Source organism: Variovorax sp. 05L425, assembly GCF_056397705.1.
This window is the reverse complement of record NZ_JBFTNY010000020.1, coordinates 100,996-121,735: the sequence shown is the minus strand read 5'-3', so window position 1 is coordinate 121,735 and position 20,740 is coordinate 100,996. Positions and strand designations below refer to the sequence as shown.

Sequence of the window (20,740 nt, the reverse complement as noted above, 5' to 3'; positions counted from 1 at the left end):
GTCGTAGGCCTTCGCTTCGCCGCCGAACTTCGCCGACAGCACCGTCGCAATCGCCGCCGTCAGAGTCGTCTTGCCATGGTCAACGTGACCAATCGTGCCCACGTTCACGTGCGGCTTCGTGCGGGTGAATTTTCCTTTTGCCATTTTCTATCCTTGAAAGAGCAGCGCCCGTGTGGTGTTTAACGTCTGCACCATATTGCTGAGTCCCCCGCCACGGGCAACGAGGGGCACACAGTCGCAGACAGATCTGTGAGTGGGGTTTACTTGGCGCGCGAAGCGACGATCGCTTCGGCAACATTGCGAGGAGCTTCGGCGTAGTGCTTGAACTCCATCGTGTAAGTTGCTCGCCCTTGGGTAGCCGAACGCAGCGTGGTCGAGTAGCCGAACATCTCCGACAACGGGACTTCGGCCTTGATAACCTTGCCGCCGCCGACCATGTCGTCCATGCCCTGTACCATGCCACGACGGGAGGACAGGTCACCCATCACGTTACCGGCATAGTCCTCGGGCGTCTCAACTTCCACTGCCATCATCGGCTCAAGAATCACAGGACTTGCCTTGCGAGCACCTTCCTTGAAGCCGAAGATCGCAGCCATCTTGAACGCCATTTCGTTCGAGTCCACGTCATGGTACGAGCCGAAATGCAGCGTAACCTTGACATCGACCACCGGGTAGCCCGCCAACACGCCTTGCGTCAGCGCCTCGATGACGCCCTTCTCGACTGCGGGGATGTATTCGCGCGGCACCACGCCGCCCTTGATTGCATCGACGAATTCGAAACCCTTGCCGGCTTCGTTCGGCTCGAGCTTGAGCACGACGTGACCATACTGGCCCTTGCCGCCCGACTGACGGACGAACTTGCCTTCGGCGTCTTCAACAGTCTTGCGAATGGTTTCACGGTAGGCAACCTGCGGCTTGCCAACGTTGGCTTCAACGCCGAACTCGCGCTTCATGCGGTCCACGATGATTTCGAGGTGGAGTTCGCCCATGCCCGAAATGATGGTCTGACCGGACTCTTCGTCAGTACGCACGCGAAAAGACGGATCTTCCGATGCCAGGCGCTGCAGCGCGATGCCCATCTTTTCCTGGTCCGCCTTGGTCTTCGGTTCCACGGCCTGCGAGATCACGGGCTCGGGGAACTCCATGCGCTCCAGGGTGATGACGGAATCGGGATCGCACAGGGTTTCGCCCGTGGTCACGTCCTTCAGGCCCACGCAAGCAGCGATGTCGCCAGCGCGAATTTCTTCGATCTCGAGACGTTCGTTGGCATGCATCTGCACGATACGGCCGATGCGCTCCTTCTTGCCCTTGACCGGGTTGTAGACCGTGTCGCCCTTGCTCAGGACGCCGGAGTAGACGCGCACAAACGTGAGCTGGCCCACGTACGGATCGGTCATCAGCTTGAATGCCAAGGCAGAGAACTTTTCGCCGTCATCCGGCTTGCGGTTCACTTCCTTTTCGTCCTCGTCGGTGCCTCCGACAGGCGGAATATCCATCGGCGAGGGCATGAGTTCGATCACGGCATCGAGCATGCGCTGCACACCCTTGTTCTTGAAGGCGCTGCCGCAGAGCATCGGCTGAATCTCGCCGGCAATGGTCCGCGTACGCAGGCCCAGCGTGATGTCATCCTCGCTGAGGTCACCCTCCTCGAGGTACTTGTTCATGAGTTCCTCGGACGCCTCGGCCGCGCTCTCGACCATCTTCTCGCGCCACTCCTTGGCCGACTCCAGCAACTCGGCGGGAATCTCCCGGAACTCGAACTTCATGCCCTGCGAGGCCTCATCCCAGAAGATGGCCTTCATCTTGCGCAGATCAACGACTCCCTGGAACTTGTCTTCGGCACCGATCGGGATCACGATCGGCACGGGGTTGGCACGCAGGCGGTCAACCATCATCTGACGGACGCGGAAGAAGTTGGCGCCGATACGGTCCATCTTGTTCACGAACGCGAGACGCGGCACCTTGTACTTGTTGGCCTGGCGCCAAACCGTTTCAGACTGGGGCTGCACGCCGCCGACCGAGTCATACACCATCACGGCGCCATCGAGCACGCGCATGGAACGCTCCACTTCGATCGTGAAATCCACGTGGCCCGGGGTGTCGATGATGTTGATGCGGTGCTCGGGGAAGGAGCGATCCATGCCCTTCCAGAAGCAGGTCACAGCGGCGGACGTGATTGTGATGCCGCGCTCCTGCTCTTGCTCCATCCAGTCGGTGGTCGCCGCACCATCATGAACCTCGCCCAGTTTGTGGGTGACGCCCGTGTAGAAAAGAATGCGCTCGGTCGTGGTGGTCTTGCCGGCGTCGATGTGCGCGGAAATACCGATGTTGCGGTAGCGCTCGATGGGGGTCTTGCGTGACATGAAATTACTCCGTTAACGGATGAAAGCCCGCCCACTGCGTTCAGTGGGTCGGGCTTCCAGCCAGCCTGATTTGGGGGACGATTCTTTAGAAGCGGAAGTGGCTGAAGGCCTTGTTGGCCTCAGCCATGCGGTGCACTTCGTCACGCTTCTTCATGGCGCCGCCACGGCCTTCGGTGGCCTCCATGAGTTCGTTGGCCAGACGCAGGGCCATCGACTTTTCGCCGCGCTTGCGTGCGGCTTCCTTGATCCAGCGCATCGAGAGCGCCAGACGGCGAACAGGGCGCACTTCCACAGGCACCTGGTAGTTCGCGCCACCAACACGGCGCGACTTCACTTCGACCATCGGCTTCACATTGTTGATGGCGATCGTGAAGGCCTCCAGCGGGTCCTTGCCCGGGTTCTTCTTCTCGATCTGATCCAGGGCACCATAGATGATGCGCTCTGCGACCGCTTTCTTGCCGCCTTCCATGATCACGTTCATGAACTTCGACAGCTCGACATTGCCGTACTTGGGATCCGGCAGGATTTCACGTTTGGGGACTTCGCGACGACGTGGCATTTTTCTAACCTCTTTGCTTCAGTTGGCGCCGTTTCCGACACCGCGAGAGCCAACAAGAACTCTCACTTACTCGACCCAACAGCGGGTCACTTCGCTCGATTTGCCCGCCAAGGCAATCGAACACCGTTGAACAACAGAAAGCCTTATGCCTTCTTGGGACGCTTTGCGCCGTACTTGGAGCGCGACTGCTTGCGATCCTTCACGCCCTGCAGGTCCAGCGAACCGCGCACGATGTGATAGCGAACACCAGGCAGATCCTTCACACGACCACCACGAACGAGCACAACGCTGTGTTCCTGGAGATTGTGGCCTTCGCCGCCGATGTAGGAAATGACTTCGAAGCCGTTGGTCAGGCGCACCTTGGCGACCTTACGCAGCGCCGAGTTCGGCTTTTTCGGGGTCGTGGTGTAGACCCGGGTGCAGACGCCACGACGTTGCGGCGAGTTCTGCATGGCAGGGCTCTTCGACTTGATCTTCTCGACCTCGCGACCCTGACGCACCAGTTGATTGATGGTTGGCATGAATGAATAAGTCCCAAAACACCCCGGCCGGAATCCTCTTCATGACGTGACATGGTGCGAGGAGGCCGGGAAATAACGAAAACGTGAAACCCTTCGGATTTTTCCGAAAAGCCCGCGAGTATAGCAGTGCGGCAGGCCCGCCGCAATTTCGACTGATCGCGAGGCGTCGCCCCATACTGAGGCGACCGATCAAACTACTTAATCCAGAGACGGATGGCGTCCCAGGCGCGGCCAAGGACACCCGCCTGCTCTACGGCGTCGAGCGCAACCAGCGGCACTTCGGCCACTGGCTGGTCTGCCAGCGTAATCTTCAGCGAGCCGATCGGCTGGTACTTCGAGAAGGGAGCAACCAAGGGGTCCGGGCGCGCGACTTGCGTTTTGATCTTGCTTGCGGATCCCGTGGGCACCGCAACCACGATGGCTTCGGGCCGCCCGAGCTTGACGGTGTTTTCCTTGCCCTTCCAGACTGCCGGGGTGGCCACCGGCTGATTAGCGTCGAACAGGCGCACTGCGTCAAAGGCTGTGTAGCCCCAGTTCAGAAGCTTCTGCGATTCGTTGGCGCGTGCGTTCTCGCTGGAAGCCCCAAGCACGATTGAAATCAAGCGTCGCCCGCCGCTGAGATTTGGAAAGTCGCGCTTGGCCGTCACGATCATGCAATAGCCGGCGGCGTCCGTATGGCCCGTCTTGAGACCGTCGACCGTCGGGTCGCGGAACAGAAGCAGGTTGCGATTGGTGTCGTTGGTCGACGGCGTCCCGGGAAAGCGATATTTCTTGATCGAGTAGTAATGCATGTACTCCGGGAAGTCACGCATCAGCCGAGTCGCCAGGATGCTGAGATCACGCGCCGTGGTCGTGTGCCCGGGTGCGGGGAGCCCTTCGGGATTCTTGTAGGTGGTGTTCTTGAGACCGAGCGCCTTGGCCTGCTCGTTCATGAGTTCCACGAAATGCTCGACGGTTCCGCCCACCGCTTCGGCCAGCACGATGGTGGCGTCGTTACCCGACTGCACGATCAAACCCTTGATCAGGTCTTCGACCGGCACTTGCATCTTCGGATCGATGAACATCCGCGACCCAGGCATCTTCCACGCACGCGTGCTGACCGGCAAGGTCTGTTCAAGGGTGATCTTCTTGGCCTTCAGTGCGTCGAAGACGAGGTACGCCGACATCAGCTTGGTGAGCGAAGCCGGCTCGACCGGGCTATCGATGTCCTTTTGCGCCAACATCTGGTTGGCCGTTACGTCGAGCAACAAGAAGCTGCGCGCAGCCACCTCTGGGGGTGCGGGCACTTGCGCACCAACTGTGAGACAAAGGGAAGCGGCAGCAGCTACTGCGAACGCGCGCAGCGCCTTAGTCAAACGATTCATGGGGATGCAAAGACCGGAGAAGGCTAGCCCGCGCGGAGGTGGCGGGCGACAAGATTCTTGAGCAGCGGCAATTGTCCGTGAAAGAAATGTCCGCCTCCGGGAACGACTGTGACGGGAAGTGACTGGGGCCGCGCCCAGTCCATGACCGCCGAGAGCGGCACGGTGTCATCCTGCTCACCGTGAACGACGAGCGCGCGTTCATGCCAATCCGATGATGGCAAGTTCGCAACCGAAAAGCGCGCTGCAGCGGTACCGACGAGGACAATCTGCCGAATATCCCGAGATGCCGAGAGCCGTTCGATGGCGTGACTCGCAACAAAGGCACCGAATGAGAAGCCAGCAACGGCCAAAGGTCCATCGGGCGCCAATTGCTCGATCACGGAGAGCATGTCCTCGCATTCGCCGCGCCCCTCATCGTGGACACCCTCGCTGGCGCCGACGCCGCGGAAGTTGAATCGCACAGCGGTCCACCCGCAGGCGACGAAGGCGCGAGCGAGCGTCTGGACCACCTTGTTGTCCATCGTGCCGCCGAATAGCGGATGCGGATGCGCGATGACCGCCACACCAAGCGGCGGGGATCCTTCGGCCGCTGGATCACGCAGCACTTCGATGGCGCCGGCAGCGCCTTTGATCTGAAGTTTTTCCGTGTGTGAATTCATGATTGACGCTCAGCGTCCTACATCGGGCGGGAGCAGCAGGCGCTCGACCACCTCGCCGTTCTTCAGGTGCGATTCGACGATTTCGTCGACATCGTCCTTGTCGACGAAGGTGTACCAGACAGCTTCCGGATAAACCACGGCGACCGGGCCGCCCGCGCACCGGTCCAGACAACCGGCCTTGTTGACGCGAACCTTGCCCGGCCCGGCCAGCCCCGCCTCCTTGACGCGCGATTTGCAGCGATCGAAGCCCTCCTGCGCGTTGTGCTTGGAGCATGAGTCTTCGCCGTTCTTGCGTTCATTCAGGCAGAAGAAAATGTGGCGGCCGTAGTAACTCTTCGAATCGGGGGTGCTTGGGCTGGACATCGTGTCATTTTAGGGAGCGCCGCAGTCGCGATGCATACACGCGGGCAACATCGGTTGCGTCAGGTGGCGCCACGGGAGCGACTCGACAACACCACCAGTACATAGCCGATCGTGCCGAATGGCCAGATCCATCCCAGCCATTGGGCCAGTCCATGGAATCGGATGAATCGCCCCTGCTCCCAGGTTGCGAGCGTCTGGGCAAAGTAGGCGCTTTCCGGGGCCTGATTCAGCAGACTCAGATGCACCACCAGCGCAACGAGCAGGAGTGCCGCACACAAACGTCGCTGCGAAGGCATGAGGAGGACGCCAACGAACAGTGCTGCCGCGATGCCGATCTGGACGGGAAGACCCAGCCAGGCCCAGGCATGCGTCGGGCCATAACTCAACGCAGCCGACAACGCCGTCGTCGCGATGCCGACCAAAAGCGTCAGCGGTAGCAGGATTGCACGCCGCACGATGGAGCGCGTGACCAGAAAGCCGAGCAGGCAGGGCACCAATGCACCCAGCATGACGCACAGCATCTCGACGCCTGGCACCAACGGCTCGAGTTCGAACTGGCGAACGGGCAACCAATCGATGAATGGCGTGTCGACCAGCCATTCCGAGATCGCGTTTTCGAGGCGCTCGAACACTTGCCCGAGCCCGAAGGTGACTGCGGCCGGAAACAGCAACGCCGGCGGCCAAAGCGCGAGCAGGACAAGTCCTCCGCGAGACTCCTCCACAAACCAGTTGGAACGGGTTCGATGCCAGTGCGCCACCACGCCGAAGTGCTCGAACGCCGCCGCGAGCACTGCGCCAATCAGCGCTCCGACAGTGTTCAGGCCCAAGTCGACATTGGAGGGAATGCGCGCCGGCAGATAGCTTTGCAAAGTCTCCATCGCGAAGGAAATCGCCGCTCCGGCAGCCGTGGCGCGAAGCACGGCCCGGACGCCACCCGTTGCGGGCCGTGTGCGCAGAATGGCAATCGCGGCCAGGAAGCCGAACGGCAAGTAACCGACAACGTTGATCCCGAGGTCGAAAGCCGTCCAGTATCTCGGCCACGGCGCGGCGAGGTAGGCCCAGGGTGCGATCCCCTGGTCGCGCCACTCCGCGAAAGGGTAAAGACTCGCGTAGACGATGAGAACCGCATACGCCAATGTCAGCGGAAGCGCGACGGACTTGTGCTGCGTTGCCACAGCGCTCAGAAGGGTTTGACGACGACCAGCACCACGATTCCGAGCAAAAGGACAACCGGTAGTTCATTGAACCACCGGTACCAGCGGTGGCTGCGCCTGTCGTCGCCCGCGACAAAGCGGCGCAAGAGCACGCCGCAGCCGTGGTGATAGCCGATGACGAGGAGCACCAGCGCAAGCTTCGCATGCATCCAACCGTTGCCCGGCCCCCGGCCGATGCCGTAACCGAGCCATAGCCATGCACCAAACCCCACCGCCGGAATGGCAAGGAAGGTGGTGAAGCGGAAAAGCTTGCGCGCCATCAACAAAAGTCGCGCACGCTCGGCGACAGACTCCGGGGCGGTCATTGCCAGATTGACGAAGATTCGCGGCAGATAGAACAGCCCCGCAAACCAACTGGTAATGAACACGATGTGCAGCGATTTGACCCAGAGCATGGTGCCGCAGTGTAGTGGCGCACTCCGAATAGTCCCGGGCGAACTCATCCGAATTTCGGGCAAAAAAAAGCCCGGCGCCAAAAACGCCGGGCTGGGAAGCCCTTTTGCTGTCACACATCAAGGCACCCGCTCAGGGAGGAAAAGCGGGGAGCGGCAAGCCGCCCAAGACAGAATTTAACAAAGGCAAAACAACCTATCAAGCCGGCGGTGACTTTTTTTGACCTTTCGGTCTGGAAACGCAACATGAAGAGTCAGTTTTGGCTCGTTTTCGTTTTGGAAGGCCTACGTAGAGGTGCCGAAAGGCTATTTCGGTGTCTTGGGGCACAATTTTCGACATGACTCCCCACGCCCCATTTCCCGCCGGCCGTCCGCGCCGTCTTCGTCGCGATGCCTTTACCCGCAATCTGGTACGTGAGCACATGCTCTCGCCATACGACCTTATTTATCCCGTTTTCGTGCAAGAAGGAGAGAAGCGTCGAGACCCGGTTCCCTCGATGCCGGGCGTGGAACGTCTGACCTTGGACGCCTTGCTGCCAGTCGCCGAAGAATGCGTCACGCTCGGTATCCCGGTGATGGCCCTCTTCCCGGTCATCGACGCGAGCTTGAAAACCCCAGCGGGCGACGAGGCGTGCAATCCCGATGGGCTGATTCCGCGCGTGGTGGCCGCGCTCAAGTCGAGGTTTCCCGAACTGGGCGTCATGACCGACGTCGCGCTCGACCCCTACACCAGCCACGGACAGGACGGCCTGCTCGACGACACCGGCTACATCCTCAACGATCCCACCGTGGAAGTCTTGGTCAAGCAGGCACTCACTCAGTCCCAGTCCGGCGTGGACATTGTGGCGCCGAGCGACATGATGGACGGCCGGATCGGCGCGATCCGCAATGCGCTCGAATCGCGAGGCGACATTCACACGCGGATCATGGCCTACAGCGCAAAGTACGCGAGCGCCTTCTACGGGCCCTTCCGGGATGCAGTCGGCTCGGCCGCCAACCTCGGCAAGAGCAACAAGAAGGTCTATCAGATGGACCCGGGCAATAGCGACGAAGCGCTGCGCGAAGTCGCCATCGACATCGCCGAAGGCGCCGACATGGTGATGGTCAAGCCCGGCATGCCCTACCTCGATATCGTGCGGCGCGTGAAGGACGAGTTCCACGTGCCGACATTCGCCTATCAAGTCAGCGGCGAGTACGCGATGCTCAAGGCGGCGACGCAGAACGGCTGGCTCGACCACGACGGCGTGATGCTCGAGAGCCTGCTCGCCTTCAAGCGGGCCGGCGCCGACGGTGTACTCACTTACTTCGCGCTCGATGCCGCACGGCTGCTGAAGCAGGGTTGAGAAGCAACCCAAACAGCCGCCCCAGATGCGCATCTTCAAAATCAACGGCACGCAAATCAGCGAACACGACGCGCTTGCGCCGATGGCCGCGCCGGGCGCATCCGAGCAAGGCTACGTGTGGCTGTCGTTGACTCGGGACGAGTTTCGCGCCTCGCTGCGACAAGTGCAGGACGTCCTGCAAGCGCTCTGCAACACGCACCTTGTTGATCTCCATGTGAGTGACCTGCTCAACGACCAGCTTCCTTCGCGCTACGACTACACGTCGCTGTACGACCTCCTGGTGTTTCGCAGGCTTGCGGCCTCCAATGGCAACGATCCGGCGCCAAAAGGCGGCGAACCCACGCTATCGCGAGGCGGCCCGACCGTTCTGCGGCGCGTAGACACCCGGCCCGTGGGCTTTGCCGTGTTCGATCGCGCCCTGCTGTCCGTTCACCCTGAGGACGCGGCGATCCGCGACGCCTTTTGCTCCAAGCTGTTGTCGGCGGCCTCGCCAGACGACAACGGCCGCGTCGCGGTTCCCGCATTGGACGTTCGGGCGGTCTCCGCGCGCATTCCGGCGAGCCCTGCGGACCTGATGCTTCGCGTCATCAATCAGATCGTCGATGCTTACCTGGACCTTCGGCGCGAATTGACCCGGCAGTTGGACCATTGGCAGTCCGAATTGATCGATCCAAAGAGCCGCTTCACGAACTGGAGCGCGTTGATGGACGCGCGGCAGTCACTGCATCATCTGGACGAAATCTGTGAAGACCAGCGCGCCTGCATCCAGGATTGGATCGACGCCCTCGAAACCCTGCCGGCATCGACGGGCACCTCGGAACAGCGCGAGCGCGAACTCGTCATGATCCGCAGCCGCGACGTGCTCGAACACATCGAGCGTGTGGTCCACCACGTCCGTCGCCTAGAGCAGAACGCCGAGACGGCCGTGCAGATGCATTTCAGCGTTCAGAGCCACCGCGCGAACGACATCATGCGTGTCCTCACAGTACTGACGGCGGTTTTCCTGCCGCTCAATCTCATCGCCGGTATCTTTGGAATGAACTTTGAGTTCATTCCGCTCGTTCACAAGGCCGACGGGTTCTGGATCGCCATGGCATCCATGGGCCTGATCGCGGTGGCACTGGTCGTCGTGTTCTGGCGCAAGCGCTACCTTGCGCGCACGCGATAACCGCCCATTGAAAAAGCCGGACAGCGCTCACGCGCCGTCCGGCTTTCGTTTGGCCTGCTTAGCAGACAGCCAGATTATTTGGCCGTCGCCGCGCCTTCCTTCTGTGCCTGAACGCGTGTTTCAGCGGGATTGTTCATCGTCGAGATCACGCGGCTGTTGACGCGCGAACCAGCCGACACGTTCTGGTCCGGAGCGCTCGCGGTGGCGACGGCTTGTGCGCGCACCGTTGCCGAATCGGCGACTGCCTTGAACGGCTCGGCGCCACGCGAACCGCGCGGGATGTTCTGGTCAGCGGCGGCAGCAGTGCGAACGGCTTCAGCGCCGACTTCGTCGCGGCTCTTGGCCGAGATGTTGGTTTGCACGCCTTGGTACGTTTCGGCCTGAGCGCCGGCAGCGGCGAGGATCGAGAGTGCGGCAGCGGCGAGGATGTACGAGGTCTTCATTTCAGTTCCTTTGATTCGTCGGAGTTTTTTTGAACCAGGCTCGCTGTCGCTGGCCTGTGCGCCGAAGTTTCCGGTGAAACACCCTGGGGAAAACACTGAGAAAAGAGACACCGCGTTTCCTGGATCGAAACAATAACCCGGCGAAGTGCCGAGGCTCATGAAAAAGGCCGGGGCGCGCTCTTGCGCGACCCGGCCTCCCTGGCGGCCAGAATCAGAGGCCGGCTTGTTGCGTCACCGGACGCACGATCTTGTACTGCGACGGGATCACGCTGTTCACGAAGGCCTTGCGATCCAGGTTCTGGTTCGCCTCGTGGGCGGTGGCAACAGCTTGAGCGCGAATGACCGAGCGGTCGGCTGAAGCGGTCAGGGCGGGCGCAGCGCGCGACGAGGAAGCTTCAGCGTACGGGTTGTCGCCGCGGGCTGCGGCCACGGCTTGCGCATTCACGTCGGCGCGGCTGTTGGCCGACACGGGGGCGTGCACGCCTTCGTAGGTTTCGGCTTGCGCGCCAGCGGCGGCGAGAATCGAGAGAGCGGCTGCGGCGATGATCTTCGAGGCGTTCATTTCAATGGTCCTTCATGGTTGTTCTGTGGGGATGGAGCATAAGGCGAATTCATAGGTATAAACCCTATGAAAATGAACCGCGGTGTTCATCAATCAGAAACAATGAGATTCGAATGGACGGTCTTGACTTGCTCAGAACTTTTCGCGAAGTGGCCTCGCGAGGCAGCTTTTCCCGCGCGGCGACCGCGCTCGGCATGTCGAAGGCCAACGTCAGCAAATACGTTGCGCATCTTGAAGAGCGCTTCGGCGTGCGACTGCTCAATCGCTCGACACGCTCGGTCAGCCTGACCGACGCCGGCCACCTCCTGCTCGAACGCAGTACGCCGCTGATGGAGATGATCGAGCTCACGCAGAGCGAACTGCAGGAGCATGCAGGGCACCCGCGGGGACGGTTGCGGATCACCGCGCCTCAGGGCCTTGCGCAGAGTACGTTTCCCGACATCCTCGGCGAGTTCATGGCGATCTACCCGGATGTGCACGTCAGCCTGCACATGAGCAACCGCGTCATCGACCTGGTCGAGGAAGGTGTGGACATTGCGCTGCGCCTGGGGCGCATCCGCGACGAAAACCTGATTGTTCGGCGATTGCGGATGATGGATCTGGCGCTCTGCGCCACGCCAAGCTATTGGGCCAAGCGCGGCCTGCCCAGGAAGCCTGACGACATGCGCAGGCACGACGTCCTGACCTACTCGCTTTTGGGCAGCACGCCGAGCCTGCCGTTCGAAGTCGATGGCAAACCCTACAGTGTGCCCGTGACCAGCCGGATGGATGCCAACGACACCGCCATGCTGACCGCCATCGCGCTCACCGGACTCGGCGCCGTATGCGTTCCGATGTCGATGGCTCAGCCGCACATCGAGCGCGGTGCGCTCGTGCCGGTTCTGAAGGAATACATGCCCACCGATCTCTGGCTGTATGCGGCTTATACGCAGCGTCGCCACAACAGTGCCGCGCTGCGCGCGTTGCTCGACTTTCTGGAGATGCGGATACGGAAGTCAGAGCCGCCGATCGAGCCGGCGAGGCGCATTGCCCCCCGCGGCCGCGGTGCGGCGAAGTTGCCGCACTGAGCCTCGATCCTGCCTGGTCAGGCAGCGAGATGCTTGCCAAAGAAGGCGATCGTGCGCTGCCGTGCAAGCTTGGCAGCTTCGGCGTCGTAGGAGCCGCGCTGGTCGCAATTGAACCCGTGGCCGCATTCGTAGACATGGACCTCGACCTCGGGATGTGCCTTCTTGAAGGTCTCGACAGTGTCGAGCGGAATCCAATGGTCGTTGTTGCCGAAGTGCACGAGCACCGGCACCTTCGGCTGGAGCGCGGTCTCCTCCGGCGTCGTCATGCCGCCGCCGTAGTAAGGCGCCGCGGCAGCGAGGCCGGACACCCTCGCGGCGGCGCGCCACGTCAGCAGCCCGCCCCAGCAATAACCCACGATGCCGACCTTGCCGGCCTTGGCTGCGTAGTCGACGGCCGCCTGCAGATCCTGCAGCACGCCGGGTGCCGGCAGCGCTTCGACCGCCGTCTTCAGCGCGAAGCCGGCCTTCATGTCGTCTTCGGTGTAACCAAGCTCCACGCCCTGCTTCACACGGTGGAAGGTTGCCGGCGCGACGGCGAGATAGCCGTCGGCCGCATAGCCGTCCGCCACCGAACGGACGTGCGAATTGACGCCGAAGATTTCCTGAACGACCACCACGGCGCCCTTCGGCTTGCCAGACGGCTCCGCGACGTACGCGGGAAATTTGAAGCCGTCTTTGGCGGTGAGTTCGATGAATTGACCCATGGTCATGCTCCTTTGGTTGATGGTTATTGGCTCAGTGCGCGCTCGACGAAATCCAGGCGATCCTGGCCCCAGAAGATTTCGCCGTCGATCACGTAGCTCGGGGCGCCGAACACCTTGGCATCGATGGCCTGCTGCGTGTAGTCCTCGTAGCGTTCCTGCACCGCCTGGCTGAGCGACTGCTCGACCCGTCGCGGCGAGAGCCCGCATTCTGCAACCAGCGCTTCCAGCACCTTGGGATCGGCGATGTTGCGCTCCTGCACCCACACGGCGGCGAACACCGCACTGCAGAGCTTCAAGGCGACTTCGGTGCCGTCATGGAGGTCGACCGCGATGATGAGCCGCGCCGCATCATCGCTGGCGACCGGAAAGAACTTCGGCTTGACGTTCAGCGGAATGTCGAGATGGCGCGAAAAGCGCGCCAGTTCGACCAGCCGATAGGCTTGCCGCTGGGGCGCGCGCTTGCCGAGCGGCAGGCCGCCGGAAACCGGAAAAACGGCGCCAACGTCAATGGGTCGAACGCGCACATCGGCGTTGCAGGACTTCGCGATGGCGGCAAATCGCGCATGCCCAAGGTAGGTCCAGGGGCTTTGCGGCGTGAAGTAGTAGTCGATGCTGCGGCTCACGGGGGTCTCCTCGGTGTGTAATCCGTGCGGACGTTTTTAACTGACGCACGGCTTCCGTGCAGGAGGTGGGATTTGAACCAAGTGCTCCTGATCACCGGCGGCAGCCGCGGGATCGGTGCCGCGACAGCCTTGCTGGCGGCACAGCGCGGCTACGCGGTCGCAGTCAACTACACCCGCAACTCGCTGGCTGCCGACGAGGTGGTGCGCGCCATCCGCGCCGGCGGCGGGACGGCGATCACTGTGCAGGCTGATGTCGGCGATGAAGCACAGGTACGCGCAATGTTCGAGAAGGTCGACGCCAAGCTCGGCAGCCTCACCGCGCTGGTCAACAACGCCGGCGTGGTCGACGTGCAGGCGCGGGTCGACGAGATGTCGGTCGAGCGCCTCGAGCGCATGCTGCGCATCAACGTGATCGGCAGCTTCATCTGCGCGCGCGAGGCCGTCAGGCGCATGAGCACCCGGTACGGCGGGAGCGGCGGCGCCATCGTCAATCTCTCCAGCGCCGCGGCGCGGCTTGGGTCGCCGGGACAGTACGTCGACTATGCCGCGAGCAAGGGTGCGATCGACAGCTTCACCGTCGGTTTGGCCAAGGAAGTCGCTGACGAGGGCATTCGCGTCAATGCCGTGCGCCCGGGGCTGATCGACACCGAGATCCATGCATCCGGCGGACTTCCCGATCGCGCCGCGCAACTCGCGCCGACCGTGCCCATGAAGCGCACCGGCAGCGCGGAAGAAGTCGCCAACGGAATCGTGTGGCTGCTTTCAGCGGAGGCGAGCTACGTCACAGCGACATTCCTTGACGTAACGGGTGGACGCTAGATGGCCAGCCCGACGATGGACCTCGTCAAGCCGCTGATCACGCTGCTTGCCATCGTGAATCCTCTGGCGATCGTGCCGTTCTTCATTCACTACACGCAAGGCTGCACCGAGCTCCAGCGCAGGCGCACGGCCTGGGTGTCGGCCTTCAGTGCTTTCGTGGTGATCGCAGTCAGCGCACTGCTGGGGCTGCAGCTGCTTTCGTTCTTCGGCATCTCGATCGCGAGCTTCCAGGTTGGCGGGGGCATGTTGCTGCTGATGAGTTCGCTGAGCATGCTCAACGCCCAGCCGGCTGAATCGAAGTCCAATTCCGAAGAGATCCGTGCGGCCGAGGTGAAAGCCTCACTGGGCGCCTCGATCGCGGTGGTGCCGCTGACCATCCCGCTCCTGACCGGGCCCGCGACGATGTCGACGGTGGTCATCTTTGCCGAAAGAGCACAGCACGTCTGGGAGCTTGCGATCCTGGTCGGCTATGGCGTGGTGGTCGGCGTCGCGACCGGCGTCACTTTCTCGCTCGCAGAGCCGATCGCGCGCGTGCTCGGCAAGACCGGCATCAACGTGATGACACGTTTGATGGGCCTGATCCTCGCGGCGCTTGCAGTCGAAGTCATGTCGGTGGGACTCAGCACGCTTTTCCCGGTGCTTCGTCGGACGCTTTGACCCGTCGCGTTACCTCTCCAGCAATTCGACGATTCGCGGAGTGACTGCGCCGCCCTCCAGCAGAAGTTCGGCTGCGGAAATCGGCAGCTTGAATCGCCTCGGTCCGGCACTGCCAGGATTGATGTAGAGGACGCCGTCCCTCTCCTGCGCAACCGGCCGGTGCGAATGGCCGGACACGATGACGCGCACGCCGGCAGCGACTGGATCGATGTCCAACTGCGCCAGATCGTGGATGGCATAGAGCCGCACGCCGCCGAGTTCGATCAACGCCGTATCCGGCACGTCCTGCGCCCAGAACGCCACGTCATTGTTGCCGCGTACCGCGGTCACCGGCGCAATGGCGGTCAACTCATCGAGGATTCTTTGTTCACCGATATCGCCTCCGTGGACGATGTGATCGCAGCCGCGCAGGAACGCCAGCGCTTCAGGCCTGAGCAGACCGTGCGTGTCTGAGATGAGGCCGATGCGTTGCATGTGGCCGCCTCGGCGAACGTCAGCGCGCCTGCCCCACCCAGGCGACCAGATCGGCGACCACGGCATCGCTGGCGGCGGCCAGCGCTTTCACGCCACCCGGCGCGTCGTTGCTCGGTGCGGGTCTCTGCGCCGTGAAACTGCGCTGCGCGAGGACACGATCCCCGCCAGGATTGCTCCGAATGAGGGTGGCATTCACGCGAACCAGGCCGACGCTCTTGTCCGGCGATTCGAAGAAGTGGCTGAACTCCTCCAGCGAGACGCGCAGCGTGTCGGGCACCCGGCCTTGGGCGCGGGCGATCGCGGCGCTCTCCTCCGGGCCGAGCACCGTCCGGCTCTGGGCCAGCGCCTCGCGCAGACGCTGGCGCAGCAACTGGGCCGGCGGCTGGCTCCAACGCGATTGACCGTAGGGCCGCACTTCGTTCGCATCGGCATAGCCGAGACGGTAGACGATCTGGTTGCCATCGAGGCGGGAGGTGGCGTCGATATCGGCCAGCGCGATCGGCGGCAGCGATGGCGCGGCGGCGGCAGGCGTGGAGGTCGCCATCACGGGCCCGGGACCGAAGTCATAGAGCGTCGAGCGAACGGGCTTGTCGGGCAACGCGCCGCAACCCGCCATCAACAGCATGGCTGCAAGGCCACCCATGGCCAACAGGCGAATCCGCCCGGCTCCGGCTGCGGCGTTCTTCAAAGCGTCGTGCATGGTCATGATGATGATTTCAAGGACGAGCGGAGGAGGCAGACGGCGAAGTGAAGCCGGGCTCGCCCGGTCCAGCGACCACGCCGCCACTGCCGAACAGCAGCGACTGCGGGTTGTCGTTGATGTTGTCGGCCGCGCGTCCGAGGCGGCGCACAGCGCGCGAAGTGTCGTCGGCCACGCGATTCACCCGCGGCAGGGTGGCATTGTTGAAAGAATCTACGGCCTGCGACAAGGCTTTGGTGCCGTCCCCCAGTCGATCGATCGGGCCGTCCACCGCATTGAGGCGGCCTACGGTGGTATTGAGATTCTTGGCCACGCGCGAAACATCGCCCGCCGCAGTCTTGACCGAGACCATGGTGTCCTTGGTCCGATCCACCAACGGCGGCAGCGCCTTCAGCGCGGGGTTCAGGCCCGTCTTCACCGTGTTGTCCAGCGAGCGAGTGAGCTGGTTGGCACTGGCCGCGGCCAGCGAGATGCTTTCCAGTGCATCCGCGATGCGCTTCTGGTTCTCGTTGCCAAGCAGCGTGTTGATGCGGCTCGTGGCTTCCTCGACCTTGCCGACGATCGCTTCGCCACGATCCTGCAACTGCGCGAGCAATGACGGCTTGAGCGGGATGCGCGGCGGGTTGTCGTTGTCTGGCACCAGAGCCACCTGGGACTCGCCCTTGTCGTCGAGCGCAATGAAAGCCAGCCCGGTCACGCCCTGGTAGCTCAGGGTGGCAAAGGTCGAGGTCGTCAGCGGCACGCGTTCGTCGACGGTGATGCGCACGCGCACATTGCCCTTGACCTTCGGGTCGAAGTCGATCGATGCGACCTTGCCGACAGCGATGCCGCGGTAGCGCACCATCGCCTGTGGCTGCAGACCGCTGACGGCATCGCGCGTCGACAGTTCGTAGATGTTGCGCACAGTTTCATCGCGCGTGAGCCAGACCACCAATGCGACGAGCACGGCGACCAGGCCGAGCACAAAGGCGCCGGCGGCGAGGGCATGGGCCTTGTTTTCCATGGCAGCTACCTTTCGATGGTTGGGGCCGGCCCTGCGCCGTGCCAGCCCGTGAGCGGCACCGGCGCGGAGTGGTCATGCAGCGCTTCCATCGCGCGCTGGCCACGGCCGCCGAGAAAATATTCGTGGATGAACGGATGCGGGTAGGCGATCACGTCGCGCGCCGTACCCGCGACAATGACCTTCTGGTCCGCCAGCACCGCAATGCGCGTGCTCAACTCGAAGAGCGTGTCGAGATCGTGCGTGACCATCACCACCGTGAGTCCAAGTTCGCGATGCAGGCCGAGCAGCAAATCGCAGAAGCCGTCGGCACCCTCGGGGTCCAGGCCGGCCGTGGGTTCGTCGAGAAGCAGCAGCGGCGGATCCATGATCAGCGCGCGCGCCAGCGCCACCCGCTTGATCATCCCGCCCGACAGATCGGAGGGGCTCTTGGAGGCGTGCTTCGGATCCAGGCCGACCATCTGCATCTTGACCAACGCGGCATCGCGGATGAGATCGTGGGGCAGCAACTTCAGTTCACGAAGCGGGAACGCGATGTTGTCGAGAACGCTGAATGCAGAGAACAGCGCCCCGTGCTGGAACAGCATGCCGACGTTGGCGGCGCCCTTCGCGCCGAGTTGCCCCGGCGGCCGGCCAAGCACGGTGACCTCTCCCTTCGTCGGATGCTCGAGCCCGAGAATCTGGCGCAGCAGTACTGTCTTGCCGGTGCCTGATCCGCCCACGAGCGACAGGACCTCTCCGCGCATGATCGTGAGATCGAGATCGCGGTGCACAACCTGTTCGCCTTCCGGAGACTTGAACACGGTCCAGAGCTTGCGGATTTCCACCACAGACGATGCGTTGCTGGTCGAAGCGTCAGTCATCAGCGGAACCCCACGCCTTTGAAAAGCACGGCGAACAACGCGTCGACAAGGATCACGACGGTGATGGACGTCACCACCGAAGACGTGGTGCCTCGGCCGAGGCTCTCCGTGTTGGGCTTCACTTTCATCCCGAAATAGCAGCCGATCAGCGCGATGAGGATGCCGAACACCGCCGACTTGGACATCGCCAGCCAGAGGTTCGACATCGGCACCGCGCGCGGCAGCGCCGACATGAAATACGCCGGCGAGATGTCGAGCGAGAGATCGGCAGCGATCATGCCGCCGAACAGCGCCGCCATCGACGTCCACATGCTGATGAGCGGCATCGCGATCGCCAGCGCCAACACGCGGGGCATCACGAGCCTGAAGCCGTGCGGAATGCCCATCACGCGCATGGCGTCGAGTTCTTCGGTCACTCGCATGACGCCGATCTGCGCGGTGATGGCCGAGCCGGAACGACCGGCGATCAGCACTGCAGCCAGCACGGGCCCGAGTTCACGAATCAAGGACAAGCCGAGGATGTTGACGATGAAGGTCTCCGCCCCGTATTGCCGCAATTGCTGGGATGTCAGGTACGCCAGCACCACGCCGATCAGCAGGCCCACCAGCGCGGTGATGGGCAATGCCGTCGTGCCGAACTGATAGATCTGCCCCGAGAAATCGCGCCAGGGGCCACGGTGCGGTGCGCGGATCAGCTTGCCGATGTCGAGCGTCAGCTGCCCGATGAGGCGCAGGAAATCGCGCGCCACGAACATCATGCGGGGACCGTTGTGCGCAAAGGCCTTGAATCGGTCGGCCGGCTTCAGCCTTGGTTCGGTCGGCGCGCTGCATGTGTACAAGGCGACCTGGTCCAGCACGGCCTTGTGCTGCGAGTCCATCTCGACGTTGGCCGGCCATGCCTGCCGCCAATGGTTCCAGAGCAATTGGGCGCCGATGTGGTCGAGCTGTTCGATGGGTCGCAGATCCCATGATCTGTCGTCGCTCGCTGGCAAGCCGGCGAGATTGCTGGACAGCGCGTCCCAGGTCCGCCGCGACGACATGGCGAGCGCCGTCCAGCGTCCGCTGGCGATGGCCCAGTTGCCGCCGTCCTGCTGGCGCTCCTCGACGCGCGGCCGGATGCTCTCGGCATCTTGCGCTGCGGCGGGCGACAGGGACTCGGAGGGCATGTTGTGGTGGACAGGGACGGTAGGGACGGACAACGCAGCATCGTAACCGTGTACGTCTGCGCCAAGCCTCGGGGCCAACGCGCATCGACGCGGGAGGTCGCGCATTGCGCGAGCGTTTGCCACAATCGCCGGTTGAGTCGATTTCATTCGATGACCCATTCCCGCAATCAACCGGCCCGGCGCCGGTAGGAGAACGCCATGCAGATGAGCAAGACCCCGATCCATCATTACATCGGCGGCCGCGTCGTCGCCCCCCATTCCCCGCGCAACCAGGATGTCTTCAATCCCGCGACCGGCATGGCTACCGGCAGTGTCGCGCTCGCCAACCGCGCCGATGTCGATGCTGCGGTGGCCGCCGCCCAGGCTGCATTCCCGGCGTGGGCCGACACACCGCCAATCCGGCGCGCGCGCGTGATGTTCAAGTTTCTCGAACTGCTCAACAAGCACCGTGACGAACTCGCCCACCTGATCACCGCCGAGCACGGCAAGGTCTTCACCGACGCTCAGGGCGAAGTCACGCGCGGTATCGACATCGTTGAATTCGCGTGCGGCATTCCGCAGCTTCTCAAGGGCGACTACACCGACCAGGTTTCCACCGGCATCGATAACTGGACGATGCGCCAGCCGCTCGGCGTGGTGGCGGGTATCACGCCATTCAATTTCCCGGTGATGGTCCCGATGTGGATGTTCCCGGTGGCGATCGCCGCAGGCAACACCTTCATCCTGAAGCCCAGCCCGACTGATCCGAGCCCCTCTCTGCGCATGGCCGAGCTGCTCAAGGAAGCCGGTCTGCCAGACGGTGTGTTCAACGTCATTCAGGGCGACAAGGAGGCGGTCGACGCACTGCTGGAGCATCCGGACGTCCGGGCCATCAGCTTCGTCGGCTCGACGCCGATCGCCAACTACATCTATGAGACCGGCGCGCGCCACGGCAAGCGCGTGCAGGCGCTCGGCGGCGCGAAGAACCACATGGTGGTGATGCCCGATGCCGACATCGAGCAGACGGTAGACGCGTTGATCGGCTCCGGCTACGGCTCGGCCGGCGAGCGCTGCATGGCGATCAGCGTCGCGGTGCTGGTGGGTGACGTGGCCGACAAGATCATGCCGCTGCTGGCCGAGCGCGCACGGACGCTGAAGGTCAAGAACGGCACCGAGCTCGATGCGGAGATGGGCCCGATCGTCACGCGGGCGGCCCACGAGCGCATCACCGGCTACATCGCGCAAGGCGAGAAGGAGGGCGCAAAGCTGGTGGTCGACGGCCGCGGCTTCAGCGGCAAGGCCGCGGGCGAAGGCTGCGACGAGGGCTTCTGGATGGGCGGCACGCTGTTCGACAACGTCACGCCCGACATGCGCATCTACAAGGAAGAGATCTTCGGCCCGGTGCTTTCGTGCCTGCGCGTTCACGACCTGAAGGAAGCCGTCGACCTGATCAACGACCATGAGTTCGGCAATGGCGTCTCGTGCTTCACCCGCGACGGCAACGTGGCGCGCGAATTCTCGCGGCGCATCCAGGTGGGCATGGTGGGCATCAACGTGCCGATCCCGGTGCCGATGGCATGGCATGGCTTCGGCGGCTGGAAGAAGAGCCTGTTCGGCGACATGCATGCCTATGGCGAAGAAGGCGTGCGCTTCTATACCAAGCAGAAGTCGATCATGCAGCGCTGGCCGGAGAGCATCGGCAAGGGCGCCGAGTTCGTGATGCCGACGGCGAAATAG

24 protein-coding genes are annotated in these 20,740 nt (G+C 62.9%); 6 read left to right on the top strand and 18 right to left on the bottom strand.

Translation table 11 applies throughout. The features are described 5' to 3' along the window. The 9 genes from AC1DN9_RS22040 to AC1DN9_RS22000 form a co-directional block, all read right to left on the bottom strand. A partial coding sequence (locus tag AC1DN9_RS22040) for a GTP-binding protein (RefSeq protein WP_341888899.1) occupies positions 1-144 on the bottom strand: 144 nt, incomplete at its 3' end. Between the two features lie 116 nt (positions 145-260). Continuing rightward, positions 261-2,363: an elongation factor G gene (fusA, locus tag AC1DN9_RS22035; protein ID WP_478103692.1), complete on the bottom strand. Its 2,103-nt coding sequence runs from the start codon at positions 2,361-2,363 to the stop codon at positions 261-263. A gap of 85 nt (positions 2,364-2,448) precedes the next feature. Further along, complete coding sequence (gene rpsG, locus AC1DN9_RS22030) at positions 2,449-2,922, bottom strand: 30S ribosomal protein S7 (protein ID WP_077002363.1); 474 nt, start codon at positions 2,920-2,922, stop codon at positions 2,449-2,451. Between the two features lie 143 nt (positions 2,923-3,065). Next, on the bottom strand, positions 3,066-3,443 hold the full coding sequence (rpsL, locus tag AC1DN9_RS22025) for a 30S ribosomal protein S12 (protein ID WP_028249584.1): 378 nt from the start codon (positions 3,441-3,443) through the stop codon (positions 3,066-3,068). A gap of 194 nt (positions 3,444-3,637) precedes the next feature. Further along, entirely contained in the window at positions 3,638-4,807 is a 1,170-nt protein-coding gene (locus tag AC1DN9_RS22020) for a D-alanyl-D-alanine carboxypeptidase family protein (RefSeq protein ID WP_478103690.1), read from the bottom strand. A 23-nt stretch (positions 4,808-4,830) separates the two neighbouring features. After that, positions 4,831-5,466 carry an alpha/beta hydrolase gene (locus AC1DN9_RS22015; RefSeq protein WP_478103689.1) on the bottom strand — a complete coding sequence of 212 codons (636 nt, stop codon included), beginning with the start codon at positions 5,464-5,466 and terminating at the stop codon, positions 4,831-4,833. 9 nt (positions 5,467-5,475) lie between these two features. Next, positions 5,476-5,829 (bottom strand): (2Fe-2S) ferredoxin domain-containing protein, encoded by a 354-nt coding sequence (locus AC1DN9_RS22010; RefSeq protein ID WP_478103688.1) that lies wholly within the window; start codon positions 5,827-5,829, stop codon positions 5,476-5,478. A 59-nt stretch (positions 5,830-5,888) separates the two neighbouring features. Then, positions 5,889-7,004, bottom strand: a complete 1,116-nt coding sequence (locus AC1DN9_RS22005; protein WP_478103686.1) for a VanZ family protein — start codon at positions 7,002-7,004, stop codon at positions 5,889-5,891. A gap of 5 nt (positions 7,005-7,009) precedes the next feature. Next, positions 7,010-7,438, bottom strand: a complete 429-nt coding sequence (locus AC1DN9_RS22000) for a CopD family protein (RefSeq protein WP_478103699.1) — start codon at positions 7,436-7,438, stop codon at positions 7,010-7,012. Positions 7,439-7,773: 335 nt separating this feature from the next. Here AC1DN9_RS22000 and hemB point away from each other — a divergent pair, with 335 nt between their 5' ends. Together hemB and AC1DN9_RS21990 are read left to right on the top strand one after the other, a co-directional pair. After that, positions 7,774-8,778: a porphobilinogen synthase gene (gene hemB, locus AC1DN9_RS21995; protein ID WP_478103685.1), complete on the top strand. Its 1,005-nt coding sequence runs from the start codon at positions 7,774-7,776 to the stop codon at positions 8,776-8,778. A gap of 25 nt (positions 8,779-8,803) precedes the next feature. Then, a complete protein-coding gene (locus AC1DN9_RS21990) occupies positions 8,804-9,946 on the top strand; it encodes a magnesium transporter CorA family protein (protein ID WP_478103684.1) in 1,143 nt (380 codons plus the stop codon). 74 nt (positions 9,947-10,020) lie between these two features. On the opposite strand, the gene AC1DN9_RS21985 is transcribed toward AC1DN9_RS21990, so the two are convergent. Beyond that, complete coding sequence (locus AC1DN9_RS21985) at positions 10,021-10,548, bottom strand: hypothetical protein (protein ID WP_478103682.1); 528 nt, start codon at positions 10,546-10,548, stop codon at positions 10,021-10,023. Between the two features lie 52 nt (positions 10,549-10,600). After that, complete coding sequence (locus AC1DN9_RS21980; RefSeq protein ID WP_478103681.1) at positions 10,601-10,951, bottom strand: alpha/beta hydrolase; 351 nt, start codon at positions 10,949-10,951, stop codon at positions 10,601-10,603. A gap of 113 nt (positions 10,952-11,064) precedes the next feature. Between AC1DN9_RS21980 and AC1DN9_RS21975 the strand changes: the two genes are divergently transcribed. Next, complete coding sequence (locus tag AC1DN9_RS21975; RefSeq protein WP_478103680.1) at positions 11,065-12,018, top strand: LysR family transcriptional regulator; 954 nt, start codon at positions 11,065-11,067, stop codon at positions 12,016-12,018. Positions 12,019-12,035: 17 nt separating this feature from the next. On the opposite strand, the gene AC1DN9_RS21970 is transcribed toward AC1DN9_RS21975, so the two are convergent. Together AC1DN9_RS21970 and AC1DN9_RS21965 are read right to left on the bottom strand one after the other, a co-directional pair. After that, entirely contained in the window at positions 12,036-12,722 is a 687-nt protein-coding gene (locus AC1DN9_RS21970) for a dienelactone hydrolase family protein (protein ID WP_478103679.1), read from the bottom strand. Positions 12,723-12,745: 23 nt separating this feature from the next. Next, the gene (locus tag AC1DN9_RS21965) at positions 12,746-13,345 is read right to left on the bottom strand and encodes a DsbA family protein (RefSeq protein ID WP_478103677.1); all 600 of its coding nucleotides are present in this window, start codon (positions 13,343-13,345) and stop codon (positions 12,746-12,748) included. A gap of 72 nt (positions 13,346-13,417) precedes the next feature. Between AC1DN9_RS21965 and AC1DN9_RS21960 the strand changes: the two genes are divergently transcribed. Both AC1DN9_RS21960 and AC1DN9_RS21955 read left to right on the top strand, forming a co-directional pair. Next, positions 13,418-14,164, top strand: coding sequence for an SDR family oxidoreductase (locus AC1DN9_RS21960; protein ID WP_478103676.1), 747 nt, complete (start codon positions 13,418-13,420; stop codon positions 14,162-14,164). Further along, positions 14,165-14,821, top strand: coding sequence for a MarC family protein (locus AC1DN9_RS21955; protein WP_478103675.1), 657 nt, complete (start codon positions 14,165-14,167; stop codon positions 14,819-14,821). A gap of 9 nt (positions 14,822-14,830) precedes the next feature. Here AC1DN9_RS21955 and AC1DN9_RS21950 read toward each other — a convergent pair whose 3' ends face one another. Genes AC1DN9_RS21950 through AC1DN9_RS21930 form a run of 5 tightly spaced genes read right to left on the bottom strand, consistent with a single transcriptional unit; the run spans position 14,831 to position 19,024 of the window. Continuing rightward, complete coding sequence (locus AC1DN9_RS21950) at positions 14,831-15,295, bottom strand: metallophosphoesterase family protein (RefSeq protein WP_478103673.1); 465 nt, start codon at positions 15,293-15,295, stop codon at positions 14,831-14,833. Between the two features lie 19 nt (positions 15,296-15,314). Further along, a complete protein-coding gene (locus AC1DN9_RS21945) occupies positions 15,315-15,995 on the bottom strand; it encodes an ABC-type transport auxiliary lipoprotein family protein (RefSeq protein WP_478103672.1) in 681 nt (226 codons plus the stop codon). 16 nt (positions 15,996-16,011) lie between these two features. Continuing rightward, a complete protein-coding gene (locus tag AC1DN9_RS21940) occupies positions 16,012-16,998 on the bottom strand; it encodes an MlaD family protein (RefSeq protein WP_478103671.1) in 987 nt (328 codons plus the stop codon). Between the two features lie 5 nt (positions 16,999-17,003). Continuing rightward, positions 17,004-17,858, bottom strand: coding sequence for an ABC transporter ATP-binding protein (locus AC1DN9_RS21935; RefSeq protein WP_478103670.1), 855 nt, complete (start codon positions 17,856-17,858; stop codon positions 17,004-17,006). Then, positions 17,858-19,024, bottom strand: a complete 1,167-nt coding sequence (locus tag AC1DN9_RS21930) for an MlaE family ABC transporter permease (protein ID WP_478103668.1) — start codon at positions 19,022-19,024, stop codon at positions 17,858-17,860. The genes AC1DN9_RS21935 and AC1DN9_RS21930 overlap by 1 nt, the downstream gene beginning before the upstream one ends. Positions 19,025-19,228: 204 nt before the next feature. Here AC1DN9_RS21930 and AC1DN9_RS21925 point away from each other — a divergent pair, with 204 nt between their 5' ends. After that, a complete protein-coding gene (locus tag AC1DN9_RS21925; RefSeq protein WP_478103697.1) occupies positions 19,229-20,740 on the top strand; it encodes a CoA-acylating methylmalonate-semialdehyde dehydrogenase in 1,512 nt (503 codons plus the stop codon).

Coding starts and splice junctions, on each gene's coding strand:
- fusA (WP_478103692.1), bottom strand. CDS start 2,363: ATGTCACGCAAGACCCCCATCGAGCGCTACCGCAACATCGGTATTTCC.
- rpsG (WP_077002363.1), bottom strand. CDS start 2,922: ATGCCACGTCGTCGCGAAGTCCCCAAACGTGAAATCCTGCCGGATCCC.
- rpsL (WP_028249584.1), bottom strand. CDS start 3,443: ATGCCAACCATCAATCAACTGGTGCGTCAGGGTCGCGAGGTCGAGAAG.
- AC1DN9_RS22020 (WP_478103690.1), bottom strand. CDS start 4,807: ATGAATCGTTTGACTAAGGCGCTGCGCGCGTTCGCAGTAGCTGCTGCC.
- AC1DN9_RS22015 (WP_478103689.1), bottom strand. CDS start 5,466: ATGAATTCACACACGGAAAAACTTCAGATCAAAGGCGCTGCCGGCGCC.
- AC1DN9_RS22010 (WP_478103688.1), bottom strand. CDS start 5,829: ATGTCCAGCCCAAGCACCCCCGATTCGAAGAGTTACTACGGCCGCCAC.
- AC1DN9_RS22000 (WP_478103699.1), bottom strand. CDS start 7,438: ATGCTCTGGGTCAAATCGCTGCACATCGTGTTCATTACCAGTTGGTTT.
- hemB (WP_478103685.1), top strand. CDS start 7,774: ATGACTCCCCACGCCCCATTTCCCGCCGGCCGTCCGCGCCGTCTTCGT.
- AC1DN9_RS21990 (WP_478103684.1), top strand. CDS start 8,804: ATGCGCATCTTCAAAATCAACGGCACGCAAATCAGCGAACACGACGCG.
- AC1DN9_RS21985 (WP_478103682.1), bottom strand. CDS start 10,548: ATGAGCCTCGGCACTTCGCCGGGTTATTGTTTCGATCCAGGAAACGCG.
- AC1DN9_RS21980 (WP_478103681.1), bottom strand. CDS start 10,951: ATGAACGCCTCGAAGATCATCGCCGCAGCCGCTCTCTCGATTCTCGCC.
- AC1DN9_RS21975 (WP_478103680.1), top strand. CDS start 11,065: ATGGACGGTCTTGACTTGCTCAGAACTTTTCGCGAAGTGGCCTCGCGA.
- AC1DN9_RS21970 (WP_478103679.1), bottom strand. CDS start 12,722: ATGGGTCAATTCATCGAACTCACCGCCAAAGACGGCTTCAAATTTCCC.
- AC1DN9_RS21955 (WP_478103675.1), top strand. CDS start 14,165: ATGGCCAGCCCGACGATGGACCTCGTCAAGCCGCTGATCACGCTGCTT.
- AC1DN9_RS21950 (WP_478103673.1), bottom strand. CDS start 15,295: ATGCAACGCATCGGCCTCATCTCAGACACGCACGGTCTGCTCAGGCCT.
- AC1DN9_RS21945 (WP_478103672.1), bottom strand. CDS start 15,995: ATGCACGACGCTTTGAAGAACGCCGCAGCCGGAGCCGGGCGGATTCGC.
- AC1DN9_RS21940 (WP_478103671.1), bottom strand. CDS start 16,998: ATGGAAAACAAGGCCCATGCCCTCGCCGCCGGCGCCTTTGTGCTCGGC.
- AC1DN9_RS21935 (WP_478103670.1), bottom strand. CDS start 17,858: ATGACTGACGCTTCGACCAGCAACGCATCGTCTGTGGTGGAAATCCGC.
- AC1DN9_RS21930 (WP_478103668.1), bottom strand. CDS start 19,024: ATGCCCTCCGAGTCCCTGTCGCCCGCCGCAGCGCAAGATGCCGAGAGC.
- AC1DN9_RS21925 (WP_478103697.1), top strand. CDS start 19,229: ATGAGCAAGACCCCGATCCATCATTACATCGGCGGCCGCGTCGTCGCC.